The sequence below is a fragment of the Burkholderia lata genome (assembly GCF_000012945.1).
Classification (GTDB): Bacteria; Pseudomonadota; Gammaproteobacteria; order Burkholderiales; family Burkholderiaceae; genus Burkholderia; species Burkholderia lata.
On sequence record NC_007511.1, the window covers coordinates 2,815,630 to 2,841,113 of the forward strand.

Genomic DNA, 25,484 nt, shown 5'->3' on the forward strand with positions numbered 1-25,484 from the left:
GGCAGCGATCTCGTTCGGTGTTGGCGGCTCGATGCGCTCGCTTTTCCGCCATCGAACCTCAGCGAATGACGAGGCTCGCCAGGTCGTCCCACGCAAAGACGAGATTGTGCGACGGCCAGACCGCCCCCGGATCGACGTACTCGCCGACCTGCCGCCCGTTCAGCGCTTCATAGAATGCGATCGCGGGCGCGTTTTCCCTGACGACGCTCAACGCGGCGCCCCGATACTGCGCGCTCGTCAAATGAAGCGCGAGCCGAGAAAGCAACGTGCGGCCGATACCGTGACGCTTGAAATCGGAATCGACATACAGCGACCTGATCGCGCCACGGCCACCGTATTCGGGTTTCGATGATTCGCCTGCGGCGCCCATGCCGACTATCCTGCCGGCCAGCTCTGCCACGAGCACGATCAGCGTGCCATCGTTGGCGGACAGCTTGGCCGTCCACATCTTGCGGCGATAGGGCACGTCGAGGGTCGCATACGCGTGCGGCGGCGCCAGATTCCGATAGGTATGCCGCCATGATTTGACGTGAAATTCGGCGACCGCCTGTACATCGTCGAGACCGGCCGACCGGATGGCGATTTCATTCATCGGGCATGCTCCCGGGGAGTGCCGCCACGCTGGGGGCGGCCGACCGGCGCATTGTCGACGATCCGGGCGGCGTTGTCGAACGAACGGGCCGACCTCGTCGACCCGCCGCCGCGCCATTGCCTCGGCCGGCCCGTTCGTGCAGCGACGGCGATTGGTGCATGACTGGCCGTCAATCGGCCGGCGTCACTTGTAATTGAACGCGTCCGGGTGGTTCTCGAGGCTACCCGTCAGTGCCGCATACAAGATCGTCCGTCCGTCGATCGATTCGCTGCCGCCGCCGATATTGAGCCAGGTCAGCTTCTCGGTGCCGTCCTTCGGACCCGCGACGGACAGCACACCGTACATCACCTTCTTCTGCGGGTCGTACAGCACCGCGATGCGCTCCGAGCCGCAGTTGTGCGGCTTGCAGGCCGTCATCACGTAGACGTCGTGCCCGCCGAACACGACCGTGGTTCCCGGAGATTCAGTGCCGCTCGTCACCCATGCCGGCACCGTGTGACCTTTCTTCATGGCGGCGAACGCGTCGCTCGCCGCGCGATCGCCGGGGATGGCGCTCATCGCCCAGGCTTTCGTCGGCGCGGGGCCTGCGGCCGATGCGGCCTGGGCGAGGATCAGCGCGACAGCGGCGAGAGGAATCCTGAATTTCATTTAACGCTACTCCTGGCGATGGGGGGATTCGTTAGTGCCGCACCACCGCAAGGAGTTCTGCCCGTCGTGTCAACTTTTGTCAATCAATAGCGGCTCCGCCCCCACAGCGTCTTCGGTTCGTCGAGCAAATGACGTAACCCGCTGCGCTCGATCGTGAGTTCCGCGACTTCGTTCACCCGCTCGAGCACCGCGCCTTCATCGACCGACAACACGCGCCGATCCTCCATCAGCACCCTTCCGCCGACCATCGTCATGCACACGTCCGCAGCATTCGCGAAGCACGTCACGCGATAGACGGGCATGTTCATCGGCATCATGTGCGGCCGGAACAGGTCGACGAGGATGATGTCGGCGAGCTTGCCGGCTTCCAGCGAACCGACCTCGTGATCGACCGACAGCGCCTTCGCCGCGTCGATCGTCACCATCTCCAGCACCTTGCCGTGCGGCAGCACGTCCGGATCGCGGAAATGACGGCGGTGGTAGTGCATGCACTGCCACATGTGGCGGAACATGTCGTAGCCGCGATCGGGCGCCGCGCCGTCCGATGCGATCGCCACCGTTACGCCCGCATCGATCAGCTCGGGCACCGGGCAGCGCCCGATGATCGACATGATCGCGCTCGGGTTGTGGACGATCGCGGTGCCGGTCTCGACGCACGCTGCGATGTCGTCGTCGGTCAGGTCGATGCTGTGCGACATGAACGACGTCGGGCCGAGCAAGCCGAGCTCGCGATGCGCGAACGCGAGCGTGCCCGCGCGGTGGCCGTCCTGCGTGAACGTCAGCCCGCGCTCGCGCGCCAGCGCGCCGTAGCGCGCGGCCTGGTCGCGGAATTCGTGCTCGTACTGTGCGAGTTCGGGATCATGCTCGGGCCCGTACACGGGCAGCGTGAGCGCGATGCGGATCCGGCCATCGGCATCGCCGTGGCATTCGTCGATGATGCGCTCGCACACTTCATACATCGTGTCGAAATCGATGTCGCGCGTGTCGTTGCCGTCCGGCGTGTGGCGCGTATAAGCACGCGGCGCGGGCGGACGCGACGGGCCGACCGCGACGATCGAGCGCGTACCGGTGCGCACGACCGCATCGCAATGGCGCCGTGCATAGACCGGATCGTCGACGCGCATGATCGAGTTGCCGCCGCCGAGCAGCGACACGCCCGTCGTCACGCCGGCCTTCAGCCGTTCGAGCGCGGCAAGGTGCGACTCGGCCTCCCAGAACGCCTCGTCGGACGCACGCGTGTAGATCGTCTCGGCTGCGGCCGACCATGCGTCGCCGTCCGCGCCGCCGATCGTGCGCAGCATCGCGTGGCCGGCATGCGCATGTGCATCGATCAGCCCCGGCAGCACGGCCTTGCGGCGTGCGTCGATCGTGCGCGCGGCGCGGTAGCGCGCCTGCAATTCATCGGTGCTGCCCACGGCGACGATACGATCGCCCTTCACGGCAACCGCGCCGTGCTCGATCACGCGCCGCTGCGGGTCCATCGTGATCACGCAGCCGTTCGCGATCAATGTGTCGATCGCTTCGCGGTTGTCCGCTCGCTTGTCCTCGGTAGTCATCGCACAGTGTCCTGTTGTCGTTCGATTGATTTCATTGCCGTCCAGCCGTCACGCCGAACCGACCGGCGCCGCGATCCGCGCCTTCAGCTTGCGCTGCACCGCGCTGATCACGATGAACACCACGGCATTCACCGCGAGCGCGACGAGCCCGGGGTTGATCGACGTCACCGTATTCGACGCGCCCGGGAACAGCGACGCGAGCGTCACGCCATAGTAGTTCGTCATCGCGATCACGATCGCGCCGGCGACGATGCCCGCGAACGCGCCTTCACGCGTGCCGAACGGCCGCTTCAGGAAGCTCGATGCGAGCATCGGCACGAGCTGCGTGAGCAGGCTCGACGAGAAGATCGCGAGCGTGACGAACGTCGCACCGCCGCGCAGCACGAAGTAGACGACCACCAGCGTGAAGATCGGCAGCGCGATCCGCGCGACGCGCGTCACCTCGCGGTCGGTCGCGTTCGGCGCGAAGCCTTCGCGGTAGATATTGCGCGCGATCGTCGTCGATGCGTTCAGCATGATCAGCGAGCCCGGCACCAGCGCGGTCAACAGGCCCGTGCCGCCGACAATGCCGACGAACCATGCGGGGAAGGTCTGCTTCACGAGTCGCAGCAGCGCGAGATCGGTCTGCGCGCCTTCGAGCCCGTGCACGGTCATCACGGCCGCGAAGCCGACGAGGAACAGGAACGCGATCAGCACCTGGTACAGCGGCATCAGGATCACGTTGCGGCGCAGCGCGCGCTCGTCCTTCGCGACGTAGATCGCGGTAAAGCCGTGCGGATACAGGTAGTAGCCGAGCGACGTGAGCAGGATCGTCGAGTTGTACCAGCTCAGGTTGAAGCCGTGCTCGGGCATGCGCAGCAGTTCGGGATGCGCGGCGTCGATCCTGGCGAACATCTCGCCGAGGCCGCCGTAGTAGTGCATCGGCAGATACAGGCCGAGAAAGATCGCGATCGCGAGGATCAGCACGTCCTTGAAGATCGCGATGCTCGCCGAGCCGTGGATGCCCGATACGACCATGTACACGGCCATCAGCGTCGCGGCGATCCAGATCGCGGCCGCCTGCGGAATCAGCCCGTACGACATCTCCGACACGATCACGCCGAGCCCGCGCAACTGGATCATCAGCAGCGACACCATCGCGAACACCGCGACGATCGACACCAGCACGCCGATCGCGCGGCTGTCGTACTTCGCCGCGAAGTAGTCGGCGAACGACACGAGCCCGCGCTCCTTCGCGTAACGCCAGATCGCCGGCAACATCCAGTAGCCGATCACGAACGCGAGGCAGCCGTACGACAGGATGTAGAACGCGGGCACGCCCTTGCTGTAGGTCCAGCCGCTCGCGCCGAGGAACGAGAACGTCGAGAACGCCTCGCCGGCCATCAGCAGGAACGTCAGCAGCGAGCCGAAGCCGCGCCCGCCGACCGCCCACTGCTCGAGCGTGAGCTTGCGGCCGCGGCGCGCCATCACGCCGATGGCGAGCGCGAACACGGCGAACGCCGCGATGATGATGATCGAAGCGTTCATCGCGCGTCTCCCGGGCGGCCGGCGCGGGCCGCGTCGCGCTCGTCGAGATGGAACAGGATCGCGAGGATCGCGGCGGTGGCCGCCATCCAGACCAGGTTCCAGACGAGCAGGAACGGCAGCCCGAACAGCAGCGGCCGCACCTCGGCGAGCGAGCCACCCGCATACATCCCGACGAACGGCAACGCCGCCAGCAACAGTTTGAGTTTCATGAGTGCCTCCTCCGGAAGACGCGCGTGTGCGTCAGAACATCAGAACTTCTGGCGGATGCCGACCACCACCGCCACCTGCGACGTCGTCGACGACGCGCTGTCCGTGCCGTCGATCCACGCCTGCCCGACACCCGATGACGCCTTCTGGTAGAAGCCGTTCACGTACACGTCGGTGCGCTTGGACAGCAGGTACTGCATGCCGGCCGATACCTGGTGGTAGTGGCCGGTGTCGCTGGCGCGCGCGACCTGCGTATAGGTGTAGCCGGCCGCCGCCATCAGCGCCGGCGTGATCATGTAGCGCAGGCTGCCTTCGTAGTTGTTAAAGCGCAGCGCGCCGCCCGTCGCCTGCCCGAAGTTCGAGCCCGTGTACAACAGGCCGAGCGTCGCCGGCCCGATCGCGTAGCTGCCGCCCGCGCCCCAGATCTGCTGGCGGATCGCGTTCCCGAGGCTCGCACCGAACACCGATTCCGACGCCGGATAGTAGTTATCCGAAGCAACGGCGCCGCTCGCGCTGACCGCCGGATGGTTCACGCGCGCATACGCGGCGCCGGCGTTGAGCGGCCCGTTCACATACGTGACGCCCGCGCTCCAGCTGTTGTCGTTCGCGAAGCCGGTCGAGTTCGAGAAGCCATACACGAGGTTCGCCTGCAGGCCCGCGATCGTCGGCGACACGTACTTCACCGCGTTGTTGGTGCGGAACGTGTTGTTGATGTCGTCGTTGTCGAACGGGTGCGTCGAGTACTGCGCGAGGAAGCTGCTCATCTGCAACGAGCCGAGGATGTCCTGCGTCGAGTTGTACTGGCGGCCGAGCGTCACCGCGCCCCAGTTCGCGCCGCTCAGGCCGACCCACGCCGAACGCCCGAACATCCGGCCGCCCTGCCCGAGCGCGCCGTTCGCGACGTTGAAGCCGTTCTCGAGGCGGAAGTTCGCCTTCAGGCCGCCGCCGAGATCCTCGGTGCCGATCAAGCCAAAGCGCGGGCCCGATTCGTTGCCGCCCGTGAATTGCCACAATGCATGACCCTTCGCGTTGTTCGTGTAGGTCACGCCCGCGTCGACGATCCCGTACAGCGTCACCGTCGACTGCGCGTGCGCGGCGCCGGCAAACAGCATTGCAACGGCTACGCCCACGCCTGCGGCGCCCGCCTTCCCACCCTTCATTCGCACCATCTCCGTCTTCTCCTCTCCAAACCTGTTCATCGATGTGTTGTGTTTTTTTGATCCTGCCCATACGCCCGATCAGGTTGTATAGACAGTCGCTGGATGGTATCCAGCCGCAATCACATCAAGAAATGAAATGTTCAACTGGGCGGCAGTTGGAAAACGAATGGCGGGGAGATGAGCGGGGACGATGCGCCCCTGCAAGAGAAACGAAAGCGCGCAGGTCCGCTGGACGCGGCACGCTTTGCTCAGACGTGAATGGCTCGCGTAAGCAAGCTGACGAAACGGCGACGCGTGATGCGCCTATGCGGTTTTCCCGGATAGCCCGTGCATCGCGCTATCGCAGTGCGACTTCGGCCCGATCGCCGACGCGATCGAGGAGCGGCGACGCAACGCCGCCCCTCTCGCCGGGCACATCGCTGTCGCGGCGTGCTACCGCAGCCGGTCGTCGACCGCGCGCGCCACCGCGCTCAACGCATCGCCGCGTTCGAGCGCCGCGCGCGGCCGTGTGGATGCGCCGTGCGCATCGAGCGAGCGCGGCGCGAAGTCCGGCGACGACGAGAACTTGACGATCGTCAGCGCATGCGTCGGATCGACGAGGATCGACTGGCCGAACCGCCCCGCCGCCGCGAACGAGCCGTCGCCGTCGTTCACCTGGTACCAGTAGTCGCGATACGCATAGCCGTCCTTGCCCGCAATCACGTTGCCCTTCGCGAACAGCGCCGCGTTGTGCGCGGGCTGCAGCGCCGCACGAATCGTCGCGGCGGGCAGCGCGCCGCGTGCCCCGCCGAGCCCCGTGCGCACGCGCTCGGCGAAGCGCGCGGCATCGCGCAGCGTCGTGTACAGCCCGCCGCTCGCCATCGCCATCGCATTGCGGTCGACGACGACGTACGCATCGTCTTCCGCGAAATCGCGCCACAGCCACCGCTCGACCAGCGCGCTCCACGGCTGCCCCGTCGCGCGCTGCATCGCCCACGCGACGGCTTCCGGCGAACCGTTCTGGTAGAACCACGTGCCGCCGGGCGCCACGTCCGGCACACGCTGCACGGTCAGCAGGAAGTCGGCGATGCTGGCCGGCGCGCCTTCACGGTGGGGCACCAGCCCGACCGCGCCGAACAGGCCGAGATCGGGCGGGATGCCCGGCGCGTACGCGGTCGGCACCTCCATGTCCAGGTTCTGCTGCAGCGTCGCACCGCCGAACGGCGTGTCGGCGAGTTCCGGCACCGTGCGCGCAAGCGGCGCGCCCGCGTCGAGCACGCCGGATTCGATCATCTGTGCGGCCAGCAGGCCCGTCACCGATTTCGTCATCGACGCCCATGCGTGCGGCTGGTCGGGCCGGAAGCCGTCGAAGTATCGCTCGTAGACGATCCGGCCGCGCTGCACGACGATGAAGCCGTCCGTATGCGTCGCGCGCAGGTAGGCGTCGAGCGTCAGCGTCTCGCCGCCGATCGTCACGGGCAGCGTGTCGAGACCGGATGCCGGCTGCTCGGGCAACAGCATCGGCGTGGTCGCATGCCGGATGCCGGCCGTCGGCGCGAGCAGCCGCGTATTGCCCAACGCCCAGCGCAGGCGCGCCGGCGTGAATGCGTTCGCCTTGTTGACGACCTGGTCGGCCGGCGGCGGGAAGCCGTGCATCATGCCCGGCATGACGGTGTCGGTTGCAGCGGGTGCAGCGGGCACCGCGTGTGCGATCGCGGCGAGTGCGAGCCCACCGGCCAGAACGAAGGCGCCGGACAACCGGCGAATGCGCCGGGCGGCGGTAAAGCGTCGAGGAATTCGCATCGAATCATGTCTCGTAGTGGAAAGAAAACGACCTTGTGTCCGGCCATCACGGCTGCTGGCCGTCGATGCGCAACAGGTTCGACACCGACGCAACCCCGTCGACGCGCCGCGCAACCGCCGCCGCGAGCGTCACCTGGTTCGTATCCGTGACCGAGCCGCTGAGCGTCACGCTGCCGTCGCGCACCCGCACGAGGATGCGCGTGACGTTGAGGTTCTTCGTGCGCGCGAGCGCCGTGCTGACGCGGCGTTTCAGCTTGCGGTCGGCCGCCTTGCGTTGTGCCGGAGACAGGTCGGCCGGCACCGGTGCCGACGCCTGTACGGCCGCCTCCGCCGATGCCGGGATCGCCGCGCTCGCGGCATCGGGTTGTCCGTGGGCGGTGACGGTCCAGCATGCCGCCGTCAGCAACGCCACAGTCAGTCGGGATGAAGTACGCATGATCGAATCACACTCCTGAAAAATCGTTGAAAGGCACTCAGAACTGCGTCATCAGCCCGATCGACACCCCGGTCGTCGCGCTCGCCCCGCGCCGCAGGTTCAGCGCCGCGATCGTTGCCGGGTCGCGCATGTACGCCCCGGTCATCCCGTTACGGTCGACCTCGACATACAGCTCCGTGCGTTTCGACAGGAAGTATTCGGCGATCGCGTAGGTCGTCAGCTTGTGACCGTCCGCGCCCGACACGTTGCCGAGATTGCGCGCGCGGTCGTAGAACGCGGCCGCGCTCAACTGCACCGACGGCAGCGGCTGCACAACCACGCCGAACGACGGAATGTCATCGCGCCGCGACGGCGCGCCGGCCTTGTTCGCGCTCACGTTCAGCGACGCGTAGCTCACGTAGAAGCGCGTACGGCCGAGCTGCAGCGTGCCGCCCGCCTGGATCGTCTGCGCCGACTGCGAGCCGTCCGGGCTATACGTCTTCGCATACGACACGCCGCCCATCAGGTCCGAATACGTGTACATCGCGGCCGTCGAATAGCTGGTGCCTGCATGCGAGCTGCCGGCGACGCCGCCGGGCGAATAGTTCGCGCCGAACCGCAGGCCGCCCACCTGCCCGAGATACTTGATCGTGTTGTTGAAACGCGAGTCGAGCGTGAAGAAGTTGCCGTCGAATTGCACGCCCGGCTCGACCGCGAGCGATTGCCCGCGCCCGCCGAGCGGATCGAGCGCGATGCCGAGATCCTCCGCGGCGTTGAACTGGCGGCCGAGCGTCAGGCGGCCGAAATCGCCGGCCAGGCCGACGTACGCGGCCTGCGAAAACAGCGTACCCGACGTTTTGAGCGCACCGGTACCGCTGTTGAACGCGCCGTCGAGCACGAACAGCGCCTTCAGCCCGCCGCCGAGATCCTCCCTGCCGCGAATGCCGAACTCGTTGCCCGCGATGATGTTGTTGTTGTAGCCGACCTGGCTGCCGCCCGGCAGGCCGTTGACCCAGCGCACGCCGCCGCCGATCCGGCCGAACAGCGTCACGCTCGACTGCGCGTGCGCGCTCCCCCACAGCGCGCCGATCAGCGCCGCCGCGATCATCTTCTTCATGTCTCCTCCTGCCGCGTCGTCGCGCGGCGTATCGTGGTACTGCTTCCCGTCGAAAGGCGCCGCGGCCCGGCTGGCGGGCCGTACGCCGAATGCGATGCGATGTACGCGGCAGGCGCTAGCGGCCGCACGCGCCGACCGGCGGCGCGGCGTGCGCCGTGTCGCCCGCGAGGCGCCGCAGCGAGCGCTGCGGATCGAGGCACCACGCGCCGAGCACGCCGCACGCGATCAGCACGACGCCGCACACGACGCTCGCCTGTTCGAAGCCGCGCGCGACCGACGCGCCGCTCGCCTCGATCAGCATCCCGGTGACGACCGGCGCACCGAGGCCCGCGAGCGACGCGAAGCCGTTGCTCAGCGCGAGCACGCCGCCGCGCTGCGCGTCCGGCGTCACCTCGGCGAGCATTGCGGGGCCGACCGAGTACATCGTCAGCGTCAGCCCGCTGCCGAGCGTCAGAAGCACGAGCTTCGCCGCGCGCGGCACCTCCGGCACCGGCAGCAGGGCCAGCATGGCGCCGGCGATGGCGAGCGTGACGGCGATGAACGTGCCGCGTCCGTGCCGCGACGGCATGCCGCGCGCGAGCAAGGTTTGCGACAACCAGGCCAGCGCGAGACTCAGCGGCGACGTGACCGCGACGAACAGCGCGAACATGCGCCCCGCCTCGTGCGGCCCGAAGCCGAGCCCGAGCTGCAGGTAGGTCGGCATCCACGTGAGCGTCATCGCGAGAATCCAGTTCGCCGCGAAATGGCCGAGAAAGTTGCCGAGCACCGTGCGGTCGGTCAGCAGCCGCCCGTACGGCACGCGTTCGCCGCCCGCCGCGCGCGGGCCGCGCGACAGCGTGCCCTCCTCGCCGACCACCGCCCACGCGATGCACCACACGGCCCCGAGCACCGCCAGCAGCGCGAAGTTCGCTCGCCAGCCCCAGTGCGACGTGACGACCGGAATCCCAAGCCCCGCGATCAGCAGGCCGAGCGCGCTGCCCTGGTGCAGCAGTGCGACCGGGAGATTGCGCCGCGTATCGGGAAACCATTTGTAGATCGCATGCGTCGCGACCGGCGACGCCGGCCCCTCGCCGATGCCGAGCAGCACGCGGCACGCGATGACGACCCAGATCGAGCTCGCGGCGAGCATCGGCAACTGCAGCAGCGCCCATGCGGCCGCCATCGCGAACAGCAGCCATTTCGCGGGCCAGCGGTTCGCGGCAATGCCGCCCGCGACCGCCGCGACCGCGAACAGCCAGTTGAGGCTGCCGCCGATCACGCCGAACTGCGTCGGGCTTAGATGCAGGTCGCGCATCATCGGCACCGACACGAGGCCGAGCACGACCTTGTCGAGAAAATTCACCAGCATCATCAGCGCGAGCATCGTCGCGATGGACCACGCCCGTCCGGGGCGGTACTGCGCACCATTCGTCATGGCTGTCTCCTGTTTCGTTATCGTCGGCGGCCGGTGGCGTCGCGCTATCCGCCGCCGTGCTCGCCGGGCGCCGGCACCCGGTCGTCGCCGTCCGGCAGGCCGAGCGAGAATTTCACCGGGAAGCGCACCGCGAACGACCGGTCGGCCGTCACTTCGCGTGCGACGCCGCGCGCGCGCACGTGCGGATCGTCGAACACCGCGCCCGCGTCGGGCACGCGCGACACCGGCAGCCCGAGCGCGCCGAGCACGCGCATCCAGTCGTCCTGCGTGCGCGTCGCGAAAGTCGCGCGCAGCAGCGCGCCAAGCGCGTGACGATGCTGCTGCCGGCCCGCGCGCTGCGCGAAACGCGGCTCGCGCAGCGCCGGATACGCGTCGCCGAGCGCATCGGCGAACGCAGCCCAGAACTTGTCCTCGAGCGTCGCGAGCACGATGTGCCGGCCGTCGGCGGTCTCGAACAGATCGTTGTCGGGCATCACCCAGCGCGCCGTGTCGTGCGAATCGCGACCGGTGCGCAGCGCCCACGCGGCCGGCGCGGTCCACGCGAAAATCGCGTCGTGGATCGACACGTCGAGATGCTGGCCGCGCCCGCTCGCGCGGGCGCTCATCACGGCAACCGCCAGCGCGAGCGCGGCATGCAGCGCGGCCGCGTGATCGGCCAGCCGCACGCGCGGCCGTGCAACGGTGTCGTGCAGTTGCGCAGGCACCGACCAGTAACCGGCATCGGCAAGGAAGTTCAGGTCGTGGCCGGGACGGTTCGCATACGGGCCGTCCTGCCCGTAGCCGGTGATCGAGCACAGCACGACGCGCGGGTTCGCGTGCGCCAGCACGTCGTAGCCGAGCCCGAGCCGCGCCATCACGCCGGGCCGGTTGCCTTCGACCACCGCATCGGCCTCGCGCACGAGATCGAGAAAGCGGGCGCGGCCGTCGGGTGTTTTCAGGTCGAGCACGATCGAGCGCTTGCCGCGGTTGAACTGCGCGAACGTGTCGTCACCGAACTGCCGCAACGCGTCGCCGCCCGGCGGCTCGACCTTGATCACGTCGGCGCCGAGCTGACGCAGCAACGCGCACGCATGCGGCCCGGGCAGCAGCTGGCCGGCATCGACGATCCGCACGCCGCGCAGGCACGACCAGGCCGGCGCGTCGCCAGCGGCGGCGGGCCACGCGTCGCGTGCGTCGTCGGGCGCCGTCATGCGCCGCCTCCCGCGCCGGCCGGTTCGAGAATCGCCTTCGCGATCGTGTTGCGCTGGATCTCGCTGGTGCCGGTCAGGATCCGGAACATCCGCAGCTTGCGAAACGTCTGCTCGACCGGATGGCCGCGCGTGACGCCGACGTTGCCGTGGATCTGCACGGCCTTGTCCGCGACCTCGAAGCAGCGCTCCGACACGTACAGCTTGCAGGCGGCGGCCGTCATCCGCAGGTCGGCGCCCGCATCGGCGAGCGCGGCCGTATGCGCGATCATGCTTTCGCATGCCCACAGCGCGGCGGCCATGTCGGCCAGCATGTGCTGGATCGCCTGGAACCGCGCGATCGGTCCGCCGAACTGCCGGCGCGTGCGTGCGTAATCGAGCGACGCCCGGTACGCCGACATCGCGAGGCCGAGCATCGTCGGGCAATGCAGCAGCCGGTTCACGTTGATGCGCGACATGCCGAGCCGGAAGCCGTTGCCGAGCCCGCCGAACACGTTCTCGCGCGGCACGCGCACGTCGACGAAGCGGATGTCCGCATCGATGTGCTGGCCGGACATCGGCACGTACTCATGCTCGACGCTCACGCCCGGCAGGTCGAGATCGACCAGCACGGCCGTGATCTGCGGCGGCGTCGTGGACGCATCGGTCACGCACATCACGATCGCGAAATCGGCGAACGGCGCGCCGCTGATGTAGTGCTTCGTGCCGTTGATCACGAGCGCATCGCCATCCTCGACCGCCGTGGTGCGGATGCTCATTGCATCCGAGCCCGAGTGCGGTTCGGTCAGCGCGAAGCACGTCGATTTCTCGCCGCGCATCACCGGCTTGAAATAGCGATCGAGCTGCGCGGGCGTCGCGTACTTCAGCATGTTGCCGACGCGCGGCGGCCCGCCGAGTTCGCCGAGCACGTGCGGCGCGAGTGCCGCGCCGCACGCGGCGAGGTCGGCCTTCAGCGCACACACCTCGGCGATCGACAGCCCCTGCCCGCCGATCTCGACGGGCAGGCTCGCGGTATAGAAGCCGAGCGCGGCCGAGCGTTGCCAGACGCGGCGCAGCACGTCGCGCGGCCACACGTCTTCCGAGTCGAGCCGCAGCTCGCGCTCGATCGGGCGCAGTTCGTCGTCGACGAAGCGCAGCACGGCCGCGCGCAGCGCGACGAATTCAGGGCGTTGCAGATGATCGAACATGGCGGGCTCCTTCAGTTGACGCGGCGCGCGACACCGCGCCAGTACTGCTCGCGCACGAGCTTGCGGGCGATCTTGCCGTTCGCGTTCTTCGGCAGCTCGGCGACGAAATCGATGGAGCGCGGCAGCTTGTAGTCGGCGAGTTGCGCGCGGCAATGCACGACCAGATCGTTCGCCTGCGCGTCACGGCCGGCGCGCAGCACGACCACGGCCTTCACGGCCTCGCCCCACTTGTCGTCGGGCACGCCGACCACGCAGGCCTCGAGCACGCCTTCGTGCCGGTAGAGCGCCGCTTCGACTTCGGTCGGATACACGTTGAAGCCACCCGAAATGATCATGTCGTGCTTGCGGTCGACCAGATAGATGAAGCCGTCGCGATCGGTGCGCGCGAGGTCGCCCGTGTGCAGCCAGCCGTCGACCAGCACCTCGCGCGTCAGCTCCGGTGCATTCCAGTAGCCCTGGAACACGTCCGCGCCGCGAATCACGATCTCGCCGATCGCGTCGCCTTCGACTTCGCGTCCGTCGGCATCGACCACCCGCACCTCGGTTTCGCCGAGCGGCCGGCCGCACGACGCGAGGCGTTCGCGGTCGTGCAGCAGCGCATGCGCGTGGTCGGCAATGCCGAGCCGCGTGACGCCCGACGTCGATTCGCTCGCGCCATAGCCTTGCGACAGCACGGGGCCGATGCGCGCCCAGGCTTCCTCGATGCGCGCCGGCGCCATCGGCGCCGCGCCGTAGCCGAGCACCTTCAGGCTGCGCAGGTCGGCCTGCGCGAGCTCCGGCGCGTTCAGCAGCATGTTGACCATCGCCGGCACCATGAACGTGTGTGTGATGCGCTGGCGCGCGACATCGGCGAGGAAATGCGCGGGCTCGAACGCGTCGAACAGCACGAGCGTCGCGCCGCAGAACAGGTACGGCTGCATCAGCATCCCGGACGCATGCGTGATCGGGCCGATCAGCGCGAGCCGGTCGCCGGGCTGCACGGGGCGGTCCATTCCCAGCACGATCTTGCGCAGCGACGCGAGCCGGTTGCCGTAGCTCTGCATCGCGGCCTTGATGCGCCCCGTCGAGCCGGACGAGAAATGCAGCACGGCGAGATCGTCCGGCGCCGGCTGGTAGTCGGGCGGCGTATCGCTGCCCTTGGCGACCAGCGTGTCGTAGTCGAGATAGCCGGTCGTCGCGCCGCCGATCGACACGAACCGCTCGACCGACGAAAAGCCCGGCGAATCGGGCGTGTAATCCGTGTAGCCGCGCCCGCCGATGAACGCGGCGGGTGCGCAGTTGCCGACGACGTCGGCGGCCTCGGCGGCCGTGAAGCGCGGGTTCAGCGCGGCTTTCACGAGGCCGGCCTTGTACAGCGCGCACTCGATCTCGACGAGCTCAATGCAGTTGCGCGCCTGCACGGCAATGCGGGTGCCGGGCGCGAAGCCGAGGCCGCGCAGCGCATTCGCGAGCCGGGTCGAGCGCTCGTCGAGCTGACGGTACGTGACGGCGCGGTCGCGGTGGATCACGGCGGGCTGGCTGCCCCAGTAACGGGCCGCGCGCCGCAGAAAGTAGGCGAAGCTCAAAACGATTCTCCTGGTCGAACAGTGCCGCCAGTCTGTAAGATGCCCAGGCATCACCACAATGCATCACCGGATATAAAGTCATAACCAACAGGAATCCCTCGATGGACACGCGCGATCTGGAGTACCTGCTGGCCGTCGAGCGGCACGGCAGCATCGGCAAGGCCGCCGAGGCGCTGGGGCTGTCGCAGCCGGCGCTCACGAAAGCCGTGCAACGGCTGGAAGCGCAAGTCGGCGTGACGCTGTTCGAGCGCACCGCGAACGGGATGACGCCGACGCCGGCCGGCGCACGCTTCGTCGCGCGCGCGCAGCGGATCGCGCTCGAGTTCGACGACGCGATGCAGGAGATGCGCGCGATCCGCGGCGGCGAACAGGGCGTGGTGCGGATCGGCTACTCGCCGACCGTGCCCAACGCGTTCGTGCTCGGTGCGTGCCGGCAGTTGATCCGCGAACGGCCGGCCGCGCGGCTGCGGCTTCGCTGCCGGCTCGCGCGCGAACTGCTCGACCTGCTCGCGGCCGGCGAACTCGATCTCGTCATCGCGCCCGAGCCGCAGCAGCAGGACGCCGGCCTCGACACCATCGCGCTGTTCGACGACCGGCTGACCGTGCTCGCCGACGCCGCGCACCCGCTGCAGCGCAAGCGCGGACTCACGCTCGCGGATCTCGCCGATCAGGAATGGCTGCTGCCGGAAGCGACGATTCCCGTGCGGCACCGGATCGACGACGCGTTCCGCGCACGCGGCTTGCCCGCGCCGCGCCTGCGCATCGAGACGGACTTCGGCAATACGTCCCTGCTGCAGCTGTTGCGCGGCACGCCGCTGCTGTGTGTCGGCGGCACGGATGCGCTCGACCAGGTGACCGGCTTGCGCGCGCTCGACCTGCGCGCCGGCGAGCTCGAACTCGATCGCCGCATCGGCGCGATGCATCGGGCAGGCGCGTACGTGCCGCCACTGGCGCAGCGGATGATCGCGCTGCTGCGGGAAAGCGTGGGCTAGGCGCGGGGAAGCGGCGCGACCATCATTTGCGGGAGTGATGACCCTCCCCTTTTTCTGCGGATTTGACCGGGGGCACGGTGCCGACAACACTAGCCCGCAGTGCTGCACAGACGGCACGCGCCCGCCTCCCCTTCAGAGTCCGCCATGTACCCGACCGACACCGTGCAATCCCCGAGCGCCGCCCGGCCGCTCGCCGACCGGCAACTGCGCCGGATCGTCATCGCCTCCGTCGCCGGCAACGCGATGGAGTGGTACGACTTTTTCGTGTACGGCACGGCCGCGGCGCTCGTGTTCGGCCATGTGTTCTTTCCGCCAGGCGCGTCGCCGCTGGCTGGCAGCCTCGCCGCGTTCGCGGCCTTCGCGCTGGGCTTCGTCGCGCGGCCGCTCGGCGGGATCGTGTTCGGCCACGTCGGCGATCGCTACGGGCGCAAGGCGTCGCTCGTGTGGACGCTGCTGATCATGGGCGCATCGACCTTCGCGATCGGCCTGCTGCCGACCTATGCGCAGGTCGGCGTGTGGGCGCCGGCCGCGCTCGTCGTGCTGCGCCTGCTGCAAGGCGTTGCGTCCGGCGGCGAATGGGGCGGCGGCGTGCTGATGATCAGCGAGAACGCGCCGCCGGAACAGCGCGGCTACTACGCTGCGTGGAGCCAGCTCGGCGTGGGCGGCGGCTTCGTGCTGTCGTCGGCTGCGTTTCTCGCCGCGCAGGCGCTGCCGGACGACGCATTCCGCGCGTGGGGCTGGCGGCTGCCGTTCCTCGCGAGCATCGTCATCTTCGCGATCGGCATCTATATCCGCCGCCACCTGCCGGAAAGCCGCGACTTCGAGCAGGCCGGCAAGCGCGGCGCGCACACGCACCTGCCGATCGTCGAATGCATCCGTCGCCATCCGAAGGAAATCCTGCTCGCGATGGGGCTGCGCGTGGCCGAGAACGGCGGTGCGTACATCTTCCTCGCGTTCTCGCTCGTCTACGGCAAATACGTCGGCATCCCGAACGGCGTGATGCTGACCGGCGTGATGATCGCGATGATCGTCGAGATGGGCGCGATGCTCGCGTGGGGCCGGCTGTCCGACCGGATCGGCCGCAAGCCCGTGTACCTGATCGGCGCGCTGAGCCTCGTCGCATGCGCGTTCCCGTTCTTCTGGCTGCTCGATACGCGCGTGACGCCGCTCGTGTGGCTCGCGCTCACGGTCGGCACCGCCGTGAGCCACGGCGCGATGATCGGCACGCTGCCCGCGCTCGTCGGCGAGCTGTTCAGCACCGAGGTGCGCTACTCGGGCGTCGCGCTCGGGCATGAAGTCGCGTCGATCTTCGCGGGCGGGATGTCGCCGCTGATCGCGACCGCGCTGCTCGCGCACTATCACGCGTCGTGGCCCGTTTCGCTGTTCCTCATTGCGCTCGGGCTCGTGACCGTCGCGACGCTGTGCGTGATGCGCGAGACGCGTGCCGCACCGGCCGCCGATACGCGCGGCGATACGGCATGAGCATGTGGCCCGCGCCGGCCACCAAGTCCGTGCCCTTGCCCCTGCCGGCGGGTGAGCGACACATCGGTTCACGGTGCCACGTGCGCGCTTGCGCGGCACCGCGAACGCACGCGACCGCGACGGCCGGGCCTTTGCCCTTGCCGCCGGGTGCGCAACACGCCGGTTCACGGTGCCACATGCGCACTTGTGCGGCACCGCGAACGCACGCGGCCGCGACGGCCGGGCTACGCGTCCCAGTCGCGCCGCCCGCCATCGAACACCGGCGCCAACCCCAGATGATCGAGCAATCGCGCGAATTCGCCGAGCCGCTGCCCCATGTACGCGGGCACGTCCACGTTCGCATAGTCGTGGAAGCCGGCACCCGTGCGTACGCCATCACGCCCGGTTTCCATGTTGCGCACGACGCTCGCGGCCGGCGCGAAACGCGGGCCGATCTCGCCTGCCAGGTACTTCGACGCGTAGTACAGGATGTCGCAGCCGCCCCAGTCGATGAATTCGAGCAGCCCGAGCACCGCGAAACGCGGGCCGAAGCCCGTGCGGATGGCCGTGTCGATATCTTCCGCGCTCGCGACGCCTTCCTCGACCATCCGCGCGGCCTCGTTCATCGCGAGCGCCTGGATGCGCGGCACGATGTAGCCAGGCGCCGGCCCGCAGATCACCGGCTTCTTGCCGACGCGTTCGAGCAGCGCGGCGAGCGCATCGACCACCGACTGGTCGGTTGCGTCGCTACGGCTGATCTCGACGAGCGGCATCAGCAACGCCGGGTTCAGCCAGTGCGCGTTCAGCATCCGTTCGGGGCGCACGACATGGCGCTGCAATTCGGTAACGACGAACGTCGACGTGGTCGACGCAATCGTTGCGCGCGCATCGACGTGCTCGCCGAGCCAGCGCAACGCATCGGCCTTCGCGTCGAGCACTTCGGGAAGTGCTTCGAACACGATGTCTGCATCGCGCACGGCTTCCGCAGCACCGTCACGCGCAACGATCGCGATGCGTGCGACGACCGCATCCGCCTGCGCGGCATCGATGCGGCCGAGCGCGACCTGCGCGTGCAGCGGCCTGGCAATCTCGTCGCGCGTACGATCGTCGAACGCGCTTTGGCCAACCGCATCGCGCCGCTTGAAGTCGATCAGCGTCACATCGATCCCGGCAAACGCGAACACGAGCGCGATCCCCTGCCCCATGCGTCCCGCGCCGAGTACGTGGATGCGCGTCACCTCGGCGGCCGCGCTCATGCGGCGACTCCGGCGACTCCCTTGTCGAGCAGCGCCCGCATCGCGCCCTTCGACAGCGCCGCGATCCCGAGCCGCTCCAGCGTGCGGCCTTCCGCATACAGGTCGCGCACCGCAACCGCGCTCGCGATGCTCAGCAGCCCCTGTGCAACCGGTGTCGGCACACCGGCCCAGCGCCCGCACGACACGATGAACGACAGCCCGAGCCGGGTGTCTTCGAGCATGTAGCGATGAGACCGCAGATCGATCTTCTCGCGCCAGTCGCCGCTATCGGTCAGCTTGCCGTGCGCGCCGCGCCCGTACATCCATTCGTCGCCTTCCGCCGCGTAGTGATCCGCAAGCGGGAAATGCGGCGCACGGTAGCCGAGCGCTTCACGCACCGCGATGCGTTCGGCGTCGAGCGCGTTCGTCACGCGGCGGATCGACGGCTGCGTGCCTTCGTTGTGGATGTCCCATGCGTCGAAATGTTCGAGCGGCCCGGCGTTCATCAGGATCAGCGGCGGATGGATCACGGGCCCCGCGTTCATCAGCGCACCGGACAACGCATCCTCGACCGGCTCAACCGACGGATAGCCCGCACGCAGCACGTCGAACGCCCAGCCGGCCGCATTCGCTGGCAACACACCGGTCGGCAAGCGCGTCGCGTACGCGCTGATCACGACGTCGTTGTCGCCATGCTTGCGCACCAGGTACGGCAGCGTGCCCGTCTCGGCGAATGCGACGCGCGAACGGTTACCGGCGTCGGCCGCCGCCTGCGCAAACACGAAGCTGCCGAACGTGCCGGGCGGCAGGAACACGACCTGGCCGTCCTCCAGCAACGGCGCGACCTGCGCGGCGAGCGCGTCGTGCGACGTGGCAGGCAGCGGCACCACGACGAGTTGCGCACCGCGCAACGCGGCCGCGAGATCGCCGGTCAGGCGGATCGCACCCGGCGCATCGCCGAGCGGCACCGCGCGCGTGCCGCGATAGTCGGTCACATTCAGCACGCCGAGCTCGCGCAACCGCGCATGCGGCTCGCGGTCGCGCCGCCACCACGTCACGTCGTGGCCCTTCTCGAGCAGGTCGATTGCCGCCGCATGGCAGCCGTGGCCGCCGCCCAGAACACATACCTTCATCGTCTTCTCCCGGTGATTGAGTGCTACCGAGACTACGCGGCCGCCCCCGCCGCGTCGCTTCAAAACGCGCAACGGCACGCCCGTTCGCGCAACGCAATCGCGGCGATGCGCATGCCGCCGCGCCCCCGCATCCGCTACGAGGTCCGTCAATGGATATCGCCCTGTCCCGCCATGCGCTGAACCGGCTCGGCACGCTGCACGCCCCCGACGAAGTCGAACGCGCGGTCGCGCACCGTCTCGGGCCGCACCGGATGGCCGCGCGCGGCCGCGATCCGTTTCATGCGGAGCTGTACGAAGTGCCGCTGCATCACGGCGCGCTGCTCGAACTCTGCTACGGCCGCGAAACGCGCATCGACTTCGGCGACGATGCCGAACACTTCCTGTTCAGGCTGACGCTCGCCGGCGCATGCGAGCTGCAGGCCGGCAGCGTCGTCGCGCGCGCCGGCCCCGGCGAGCTGACCGTGTCGTCACCCGCGCTCGCGAGCCGGCTGAGCACGAGCCCCGATTGCCGCAACCTCGTGCTGCGGCTCGAACGCGGCGCGCTCGAACGCAAGCTGCAGGACATGCTGCAGGCCACGCTCACGCGGCCACTGCAGTTCGATCTCGCGGCCGGCGGTGCCGGCGCGGGCGCGGCGCTGCTGCTGCCGACCTTCGAATACCTGTGCCGGCTCGGCGCGCAACCGGGCATCGGCACGGCCGCGACGACCTTCGGCGCCGACCTCACCGCGTGGCTGATGTCGCTGCTGCTCACGCACCTGCCGCATTCGTACAGCGATGCGCTCGCGCGCGGCACGCCGCCGCTACCGGCGCACGTGCGTCGTGCGTGCGATCACGTCGACGCGCACCTCGGCGAACCGCTCGCGCTCGCCGCGCTGGCGGCCGTCGCGGGCGTCGCGCCGCGCACGCTGCAGCACGCGTTTCGCGCGTTCCTGCACACCACGCCGGCCGCCTACGTGCGCGATCGCCGGCTCGCCGCCGTGCACGCGGCGCTGCAACGCGGCGACGCGCGCAGCGTGACCGACGTGCTGATCGCACACGGCATTCATGGCTTCGGCCATTTCGCGAAGGCGTATGCGCGGCGTTACGGCCACGCGCCTTCCGTCACCGCGAGGCAACCCCGATGACGCACTCCGCAACCGGCCGCCCGGCGGCCCCGACCCGCGCCGAATCCGCGCCGCACGACAACGATCCATCCGAACTGCGCGTGCAGGATCTCGATCTCAACTTGCTGAAGACCTTTCGCGCGGTCTATGAGGAACGGCACGTCGGCCGCGCGGCGCTGCGGCTCGGCGTCACACAGCCGTCCGTCAGCTATGCGCTCGGCCGGCTGCGGCTGATGTTCCGCGACGCGCTGTTCGTGCGCACCGGCACCGGCGTCGAGCCGACGCCGCGCGCGCAGCGGCTCGCGGTGTCGGTCGACAAGGCGCTGGCGATCCTGCAGGACGTGCTCGACGAAGGCTCGCGCTTCACGCCCGACAGCACGCAGCGCGTGTTCCGCCTGCACATGAGCGATTTCGCGGCGAGCGCGTTCCTGCCGACACTGCTCGGCGCATTCGACCGCCGCGCACCGGGTGCCGTGATCGAAACGCTGCACGTCGACGAGTGCCAGCTCAACGTCGCGCTCGAATCAGGGCGGATCGACTTCGCGCTCGGGCATTTCGCCGATGCGTCAAGCCACTTCCAGCGCGCCGCGCTGCTGCACGAGCGCTGCGTGCTGCTGATGCCGCGCCGTACCGCGCAGCGCGTCGGGCTACCCGACGATTACGTGCTCGATGGCGAGGCGCCCGATACGCTGCGCTTCGTCGCGGTCACGTCGCATCCGCAATCGATGCAGCTGCTGGAGCGGCACGGGCTGATGCCGCGCGTGCGCGCGGCGCTCCCCGATTTCATGGTTGTGCCCGCGCTGCTGCAGGACGGCGATTACGCACTGATCCTGCCGGAGACGATCGCGATCACGTTCGCGGCGCGGCAGCCGTGCGCGCTGTACGAGATCGCCGGTGCCGGCGAATGGGCCGTCAACGCTTACTGGCACCGGCGCTTCGACGCCGACCCCGGCCATCGCTGGCTGCGCGCGCTGCTGCTCGAACTGTTCAACATCGGCGAACTGGCGCCGTTCGACGCATGGCTCGCGCCGCAGCCGCCCGCCTGCGCATAGCGGCGCAAGCGGAAAGGCACGCGGACTCGGGCCGGCCCAAACGGTCAGAACGCCGTGAGCATGCCCACGACGATCGAGCTGGCGGTCGCGCCGGGCTTGGCGACCGCGACGCCGCCGCCCGCCGCACCGTTGACGACGAAGCGCGCATGCGCGCCGTTGCGCACCATCGCGGCACCCGTGTACAGCACGGTACGCTTCGACAGCGGATAGTCGAAGCGGATGCCGTACGAATCGGCGTTGCCGTCGCTGTCCGCGACCTTGCGGTAGTGGCCGACGCTCAGCAGCAGCGACGCACGCCCGATCGGCACCGTCGCGCTCAGCTCCATGATGTCGCTGTGCGGATATGCGCTCTGGCTGTCGATCGCGGTCGCGACGTCGGGGCCGCCGCGATGGCGCATGTACAGCGCGGCCACCTTCACGACGCTGAAATCGTACGAGATCGCGCCCAGCGTGTAGTTGCCGTTCGCGGCCGGGCTCGAGTCGCCGAGCGAGGACGCGGCCACCGGGCTGAACTTCTGCTGCATGTAGTCGACGTCGACCGACAGCCCGCCTTGCACGTAGTTGAGCCCTGCCCCGTACGTATCGCCGAGCGTCGCCGGCTGCCCGGCCGCGCCGTTGGTACCGCGCGCGGCCATTGCACGCAGCATGAAGCCCGCGTAGCGCGGCGACGTGTAGCGCATCGAGTTGCGCACGCGCAGGAACGCGGGCCCGACGAAGTTGTTCGTCGCGTTGCCCCACGCAAGCCCCGCGCCGAGGCCCGGCAGGCTGTACGTGACGAGCGTCGTATGCAGGATCGTGTACAGCTCGCCGAACTGCACGCCGCCGAACGGCCCCGTGATGCCGACCCACGCTTCGCGGCCGAACAGCGCGCTACTGTTCGACAGCGCGCCGCTTGCCGCGTTGAAGCCATCTTCCAGCTTGAAGATCGTCGCGTAGCCGCCGCCGAGATCCTCGACGCCCTTCAGCCCCCACTGCGACGCGAACAGGTTGCCGCTGCCCATGCGCGTCACGTGGTTCGGCCCGGCGTTCGCGTATTCGATCGCGGTGTCGACGCGGCCGTAGAGCGTCACGCTCGATTGTGCGAATGCGGGCAGCGCCGCGCAGGCAAGCAGCGCGGCAAGCGGTACGGCAAGCCGGTCGGCCCGCCCGTTCGGTTGGTTCATCGTCGTCGTCCCGTAGAGTTTCCGGCGCAGTTCGGCGTCGCGCCGCGTGGTGTGATGCGCGTTCGCCGCGAAGGGCCAACGCTGCCGATCAAAAACGGGCCGAGTCTAGGAACGACAATTTCGGACGTCGACGCAATGCGCTCTATAACGCTTATAGATGCGCCACATGATGGGCGCGCGCCCCGCCGCACGCGCGCTGCGCGGCGGCCGGCGCGCGAGACCCTGGTGTTTTCTTTATCCGGGTCGGTAAATGCCCGTGTGGTGCGGCTGTCACTCCGGCTATGGCGGCCGAATTTGGCCGACTACGCTGCGTCTCCGACACGTGCCCCCGCACGCTTTCGCGCCGCGACGGCGCCCGGCCCGCCAAGGCCGCTGCCGCGCTTTTCCACCGCCCGCTCCTGGAGAATCCGCATGTCCGCATCCACGGCCCGCGCTGCCGACGGCAAGCGCTATACGTACGAATGGTATGTCGTCGTCATCTGCATGCTCGCGTACGTCTTTTCGTTCGTCGACCGCCAGGTCCTCGTGCTGATGATCGAGCCGATCAAGCGCGACCTGCACCTGTCCGACACACAGTTCAGCCTGCTGAACGGCTTCGCGTTCTCGCTGTTCTATGCGGTGATGGGGCTGCCCGTCGCCTATCTCGCCGACCGTTACGCGCGCCCGCGGATCATCGCGCTCGGCATCGCGCTGTGGAGCGTCGCGACTGCTGCATGCGGGCTCAGCCAGCATTTCGTGCAGATGTTCATCGCGCGGATGGGCGTCGGCGTCGGCGAAGCCGCACTGTCGCCCGGCGCGTATTCGATGCTCGCCGACTACTTCCCGAAGGAGAAGCTCGGGCGCGCGATCGCCGTGTATTCGCTCGGCTCGTTCATCGGCGGCGGCGTCGCGTTCCTGATCGGCGGCTACGTGATCGCGCTGCTCAAGCATGCGAGCGCGTTCACGTTGCCGGTGGTCGGGCAGGTGCATGCGTGGCAGGTCACGTTCCTGATCGTCGGGCTGCCGGGGATCCTCGTCGCGCTGCTGTTCGCCGCGACCGTGCGCGACCCGCAGCGCAAGGGGCTCGCGCAGGATCGCTCGGGCGCCGTGCGGCGCGTGTCGATGCGCGATTCGCTGCGCTTCGTCGGCACGCATCGCGCGACTTTCTCGTGTCACTACCTCGGCTTCTCGTTCTACGCGATGACGCTGTACTGCCTGCTGAGCTGGACGCCCGCGTTCTATATCCGCCACTTCGGGATGACGGCCGTCGAAGCTGGCTACACGCTCGGCATCGTGCTGCTGGTGGCGAACACGGCCGGCGTGTTCTGCGGCGGCTGGCTCAACGACTGGCTGCTGCGGCGCGGCCGCGAGGATGCGCCGATGCGCGCCGGCGCGATCGGCGCCGCGTGCATGGTGATCCCCGCGACGCTGTTCACGCAGCTCGACTCGCTGCCCGCGTCGCTCGCGACGCTCGTCGTCGCGATGTTCTTCGCGTCGTTCCCGATGCCGACGTCGACCGCCGCGATGCAAACGCTCGCGCCGAACCAGATGCGCGCGCAGATCTCCGCGCTGTTCCTGCTCGTGTCGAACCTGATCGCACTCGGGATCGGCACGACCGTCGTCGCGCTGTTCACCGATCGCGTGTTCGGTGCGCCGGCGGCGGTCGGTCATTCGATGTCGATCGTCAACGTCGCGGCCGCCACGCTCGCCGCGCTGCTGCTCGCCGCCGGCTGCCGGCACTATCGCCGCAGCCTCGATCGCGAACGCGGCCATGCGCCGGCAGCCGCGCCGCATGCGGCCGAGGCCGGCAACGCGATCGCCGCGCGCTGAACCCCGGGCGCGATCGGTCATAATCGGTCGCCCGACCATCATCCATCCCACTGATTCAGGCATCGATTTTTAATCGATTTGATTTATGCGATGCCCATCCCTATTCTCGATCGCATGACGGCGCGGTGTCTGCCGCGCCGCGTTTCCCCTACCCCACGGATTTCCCCATGCAAGCGAACCGCCACCAAGTCCGGATCGACGCGCTGATCGACGCGGCGCAGGACATCCGCTGTTTCCGGGTGTCGCGCGTCGACGGCCAGCCGTTCGACGCATACGAACCGGGCGCCCATATCGACGTCACCGCCCCGTCGGGCATCACGCGGCAATACTCGCTGTGCGGCAACCCCGACGAACGCGGCAGCTACCTGTTCGCGGTGAAAAAGGAAGCGCAGTCGCGCGGCGGCTCGCGTTCGCTGCACGACGACGTGCAAGTCGGCGCCGAGCTGTCGATCGGCGCGCCGCGCAACCTGTTTCGTCTGACGGATGACGCGAGCGAGCACGTGCTGATCGCGGCCGGCATCGGCATCACGCCGCTGCTGTCGATGGCGTATGCGCTGCACCAGCGCGGCGCAAGCTACCGGCTGCACTACTTCGCACGCAGCCGCGAGCATGCGGCCTTCGTCGCCGAACTGTCGGCCGAGCCGTTCGCGTCGCACGTGACGTTCCACTACGGCATCGAGCCCGCAGCGCTCGCGGCCGAGCTGGGCCGCTGCGTCGAATCGGTGGACGCGCGCGCACACGTCTATACGTGCGGCCCGGGGCCGTTCATGGATGCGGTCGTCGCGGCAGCCGCGACGCGCTTGCCTGAAGATTCGATCCATCTCGAACGCTTCGCGGCGGAACCGGCCGCCGCCGATGCGGGCCATACCGATGCGGGCGCCGGCCCGGCCACCGACGGCTTCGAAGTGCGCCTGCAGCGCAGCGGGCAGTCGGTGCGCGTCACGCCCGACACGTCAATCGTCGACGCACTCGCCCGCATCGGCATCGAGGTCGACACGTCATGCGGCGAAGGCGTGTGCGGCACCTGCATGGTGCCCGTCATCGACGGCGAGCCCGATCATCGCGATCACTGTCTCAGCAAGGCCGAGCGCGCGAGCAACACGGTGATCTGCTGCTGCGTGTCGCGTGCGCGCTCGGCGGTGCTCGTTCTGGATCTCTGATTACCGACGCGCGCGGCAC

General features: G+C 68.8%; 22 protein-coding genes. 6 read left to right on the plus strand and 16 right to left on the minus strand.

What is annotated here, in order from left to right:
- Window positions 1-58: 58 nt before the first annotated feature.
- The 13 genes from BCEP18194_RS35110 to BCEP18194_RS35170 form a co-directional block, all read right to left on the minus strand.
- Complete coding sequence (locus BCEP18194_RS35110; protein ID WP_244273013.1) at window positions 59-709, minus strand: GNAT family N-acetyltransferase; 651 nt, start codon at window positions 707-709, stop codon at window positions 59-61.
- Between the two features lie 66 nt (window positions 710-775).
- A complete protein-coding gene (locus BCEP18194_RS35115) occupies window positions 776-1,240 on the minus strand; it encodes an Ivy family C-type lysozyme inhibitor (protein ID WP_011356067.1) in 465 nt (154 codons plus the stop codon).
- An 83-nt stretch (window positions 1,241-1,323) separates the two neighbouring features.
- On the minus strand, window positions 1,324-2,796 hold the full coding sequence (locus tag BCEP18194_RS35120; protein WP_011356068.1) for an amidohydrolase family protein: 1,473 nt from the start codon (window positions 2,794-2,796) through the stop codon (window positions 1,324-1,326).
- Window positions 2,797-2,844: 48 nt separating this feature from the next.
- Window positions 2,845-4,323, minus strand: a complete 1,479-nt coding sequence (locus tag BCEP18194_RS35125; protein WP_011356069.1) for a sodium:solute symporter family protein — start codon at window positions 4,321-4,323, stop codon at window positions 2,845-2,847.
- Window positions 4,320-4,532, minus strand: a complete 213-nt coding sequence (locus BCEP18194_RS35130) for a DUF3311 domain-containing protein (RefSeq protein WP_011356070.1) — start codon at window positions 4,530-4,532, stop codon at window positions 4,320-4,322. Before BCEP18194_RS35130 ends, BCEP18194_RS35125 begins: the two co-directional genes overlap by 4 nt.
- A gap of 39 nt (window positions 4,533-4,571) precedes the next feature.
- Window positions 4,572-5,699 carry a porin gene (locus BCEP18194_RS35135; protein ID WP_157687505.1) on the minus strand — a complete coding sequence of 376 codons (1,128 nt, stop codon included), beginning with the start codon at window positions 5,697-5,699 and terminating at the stop codon, window positions 4,572-4,574.
- Window positions 5,700-6,122: 423 nt separating this feature from the next.
- Complete coding sequence (locus BCEP18194_RS35140; protein ID WP_011356072.1) at window positions 6,123-7,472, minus strand: serine hydrolase domain-containing protein; 1,350 nt, start codon at window positions 7,470-7,472, stop codon at window positions 6,123-6,125.
- Window positions 7,473-7,518: 46 nt separating this feature from the next.
- Window positions 7,519-7,908, minus strand: coding sequence for a BON domain-containing protein (locus BCEP18194_RS35145; protein WP_011356073.1), 390 nt, complete (start codon window positions 7,906-7,908; stop codon window positions 7,519-7,521).
- 37 nt (window positions 7,909-7,945) lie between these two features.
- Window positions 7,946-9,004 carry a porin gene (locus BCEP18194_RS35150; RefSeq protein ID WP_011356074.1) on the minus strand — a complete coding sequence of 353 codons (1,059 nt, stop codon included), beginning with the start codon at window positions 9,002-9,004 and terminating at the stop codon, window positions 7,946-7,948.
- A 115-nt stretch (window positions 9,005-9,119) separates the two neighbouring features.
- Window positions 9,120-10,418: an MFS transporter gene (locus BCEP18194_RS35155; RefSeq protein ID WP_011356075.1), complete on the minus strand. Its 1,299-nt coding sequence runs from the start codon at window positions 10,416-10,418 to the stop codon at window positions 9,120-9,122.
- Window positions 10,419-10,462: 44 nt separating this feature from the next.
- Window positions 10,463-11,608: a CaiB/BaiF CoA transferase family protein gene (locus BCEP18194_RS35160; RefSeq protein WP_011356076.1), complete on the minus strand. Its 1,146-nt coding sequence runs from the start codon at window positions 11,606-11,608 to the stop codon at window positions 10,463-10,465.
- Complete coding sequence (locus BCEP18194_RS35165; protein WP_011356077.1) at window positions 11,605-12,792, minus strand: acyl-CoA dehydrogenase family protein; 1,188 nt, start codon at window positions 12,790-12,792, stop codon at window positions 11,605-11,607. Before BCEP18194_RS35165 ends, BCEP18194_RS35160 begins: the two co-directional genes overlap by 4 nt.
- Window positions 12,793-12,803: 11 nt before the next feature.
- The gene (locus BCEP18194_RS35170; protein WP_041493376.1) at window positions 12,804-14,357 is read right to left on the minus strand and encodes an AMP-binding protein; all 1,554 of its coding nucleotides are present in this window, start codon (window positions 14,355-14,357) and stop codon (window positions 12,804-12,806) included.
- A gap of 101 nt (window positions 14,358-14,458) precedes the next feature.
- Between BCEP18194_RS35170 and BCEP18194_RS35175 the strand changes: the two genes are divergently transcribed.
- Both BCEP18194_RS35175 and BCEP18194_RS35180 read left to right on the plus strand, forming a co-directional pair.
- On the plus strand, window positions 14,459-15,349 hold the full coding sequence (locus BCEP18194_RS35175) for a LysR family transcriptional regulator (protein WP_011356079.1): 891 nt from the start codon (window positions 14,459-14,461) through the stop codon (window positions 15,347-15,349).
- Between the two features lie 144 nt (window positions 15,350-15,493).
- A complete protein-coding gene (locus tag BCEP18194_RS35180; RefSeq protein ID WP_011356080.1) occupies window positions 15,494-16,831 on the plus strand; it encodes an MFS transporter in 1,338 nt (445 codons plus the stop codon).
- A 224-nt stretch (window positions 16,832-17,055) separates the two neighbouring features.
- Here the strand turns inward: BCEP18194_RS35180 and BCEP18194_RS35185 are convergent, their stop codons facing one another.
- On the minus strand, window positions 17,056-18,066 hold the full coding sequence (locus BCEP18194_RS35185) for a 3-hydroxybutyryl-CoA dehydrogenase (protein ID WP_011356081.1): 1,011 nt from the start codon (window positions 18,064-18,066) through the stop codon (window positions 17,056-17,058).
- Window positions 18,063-19,178: an NAD/NADP-dependent octopine/nopaline dehydrogenase family protein gene (locus tag BCEP18194_RS35190; RefSeq protein ID WP_041493377.1), complete on the minus strand. Its 1,116-nt coding sequence runs from the start codon at window positions 19,176-19,178 to the stop codon at window positions 18,063-18,065. Before BCEP18194_RS35190 ends, BCEP18194_RS35185 begins: the two co-directional genes overlap by 4 nt.
- 149 nt (window positions 19,179-19,327) lie before the next feature.
- Between BCEP18194_RS35190 and BCEP18194_RS35195 the strand changes: the two genes are divergently transcribed.
- Together BCEP18194_RS35195 and BCEP18194_RS35200 are read left to right on the plus strand one after the other, a co-directional pair.
- The gene (locus tag BCEP18194_RS35195; RefSeq protein ID WP_011356083.1) at window positions 19,328-20,302 is read left to right on the plus strand and encodes an AraC family transcriptional regulator; all 975 of its coding nucleotides are present in this window, start codon (window positions 19,328-19,330) and stop codon (window positions 20,300-20,302) included.
- Window positions 20,299-21,333 carry a LysR family transcriptional regulator gene (locus tag BCEP18194_RS35200; protein ID WP_011356084.1) on the plus strand — a complete coding sequence of 345 codons (1,035 nt, stop codon included), beginning with the start codon at window positions 20,299-20,301 and terminating at the stop codon, window positions 21,331-21,333. The genes BCEP18194_RS35195 and BCEP18194_RS35200 overlap by 4 nt, the downstream gene beginning before the upstream one ends.
- Window positions 21,334-21,377: 44 nt before the next feature.
- On the opposite strand, the gene BCEP18194_RS35205 is transcribed toward BCEP18194_RS35200, so the two are convergent.
- Window positions 21,378-22,496 (minus strand): porin, encoded by a 1,119-nt coding sequence (locus BCEP18194_RS35205; protein ID WP_011356085.1) that lies wholly within the window; start codon window positions 22,494-22,496, stop codon window positions 21,378-21,380.
- A gap of 411 nt (window positions 22,497-22,907) precedes the next feature.
- On the opposite strand from BCEP18194_RS35205, the gene BCEP18194_RS35210 reads away from it, so the two are divergent.
- Window positions 22,908-24,305, plus strand: coding sequence for a spinster family MFS transporter (locus BCEP18194_RS35210; protein ID WP_011356086.1), 1,398 nt, complete (start codon window positions 22,908-22,910; stop codon window positions 24,303-24,305).
- Window positions 24,306-24,472: 167 nt separating this feature from the next.
- Window positions 24,473-25,465 (plus strand): PDR/VanB family oxidoreductase, encoded by a 993-nt coding sequence (locus BCEP18194_RS35215; protein WP_011356087.1) that lies wholly within the window; start codon window positions 24,473-24,475, stop codon window positions 25,463-25,465.
- Window positions 25,466-25,484 lie beyond the last annotated feature (19 nt).